Annotated in this window: 2 protein-coding genes; both read left to right on the top strand. The window is 56.9% G+C overall.

All coding sequences use genetic code 11. From position 1 onward, the window contains the following. A partial coding sequence (locus JQ586_RS40235; RefSeq protein WP_283815538.1) for an ABC transporter substrate binding protein occupies positions 1-229 on the top strand: 229 nt, incomplete at its 5' end. Between the two features lie 112 nt (positions 230-341). Next, entirely contained in the window at positions 342-1,319 is a 978-nt protein-coding gene (locus JQ586_RS40230; RefSeq protein WP_212400152.1) for an ABC transporter substrate-binding protein, read from the top strand. Positions 1,320-1,490 lie beyond the last annotated feature (171 nt).

The raw sequence follows: 1,490 nt of genomic DNA, 5'->3' as shown, positions 1-1,490 counted from the left end.
TGTCTTCGCCAGAAGTGGTGCAATCTGCAGTTATGGGCCCAAGCTGTCGGAATCATATCGGCGCTTGGCTTACTACGCAGATCGGGTGCTTAAGGGAACTCGACCTGCCGATCTGCCGATTGAACGGCCGACAAAATTCGAGTCAGTAGTCAATCTCAAGACCGCCAAAGCCCTTGGGTTGACCGTCCCCGACGCGATCATCGCGTCGGCGGATGAGTTGATCGAATGACCGCTATTGGCCCCTGCGCAGTCTTCGCAGACCGTTTTGCAGTGGCACTTAGCACAGCTGGTGGATAGGTTTGTCTGGCTGACAGGTCCTCACGCGCGGCGCGGAGAAGGCTATGAGGCGGCGGCAGTTCCTTGGACTTATCGGGGCCGGGGCAACGATGCCATTTGCATCTCGGGCGCAGCAGTCCGGCTCGCCTGCGAAGATCGGCTTTCTTTATCCTGGCCCTGAAGCGGTAGCCAAATTACGCAGCATACCACTCTTGGCTGGACTCGCGAGCGAAGGTCTACGTGAGCCAGACCAGATCAAGCTCTTCACCCGAGCGACTGGTGGTGATGCACGGCAGATTGCGCCGCTCTTGAATGAACTTCTCGCCAGCAAGGTGGACCTTCTTATGCCCAGTGGGCCCGCCGTGACGAGCACCGTTTACGCTACGACAAAGAGCCTTCCGATTGTGACTTTCGATCTCGAAAGCGATCCGGTGGAGAGCGGCTGGCTGCAAAGCTACGCTCATCCGGGCGGCAATCTGACTGGAGTGTTCTCGGACTTTCCCGATTTTGCCAGCAAATGGCTCGAACTTCTGAGGGAGATCGTTCCGGGACTCTCGTATCTGGTAGTCCTGTGGGACCCGGAGACACCGATGGTCCAACCCCGGGCGTTGTCTGCAGCCGCGCAACGCTTAAACGTCAGGACCGAAGTTTTTGAACTCAGACCACCTTCTGAGTTCGACGGCGTATTTGAAGCCATTAGCGCCCGACAGCCCGACGGAGTAGTTTTGCTGTCGTCTCCTGTCGTGTCGGTTAATTCATCCAAACTCGCGGAGCTAACGCAGCAGCATCGGTTGCCCTCGATCTCGCTGTTTTCTTCCTTTGCCCGGTCCGGCGGACTCATTTCTTACGGTCCCAACCTCGACGAAATATACCGTGAGACCGGCGTAATGGCCGCCAAGGTGCTGAAGGGGGCCAAGCCTGCCGATCTACCGGCGGAGCGGCCCACTCGTTTTGAGCTTTTCATCAATTCAAAAACCGCAAAAGCACTTGGGCTGAAGGTTTCGGACGCGCTTTTGGTGCGTGCTGACGAAGTGATCGAGTAACGATGATGCAATACGTGAGTGGTCCGTCGTGACGTATTGCGCTGCGTCATGAATTATCGCTTTCGGATATTTATCCAAGGCGCGGCATGACTTCGAAAGCAGGGAAGCGCGTCGCTGCGGCTAGGCTGCGCCGAAATCCCCTTGGCCTTTCGGCAACTAAGCGTTGCTAAG

Source organism: Bradyrhizobium jicamae, assembly GCF_018130215.1.
Lineage (GTDB): Bacteria > Pseudomonadota > Alphaproteobacteria > Rhizobiales > Xanthobacteraceae > Bradyrhizobium > Bradyrhizobium jicamae_A.
The sequence above is the reverse complement of the archived record's forward strand: the minus strand, read 5'-3'. Positions and strand labels throughout refer to the sequence as shown.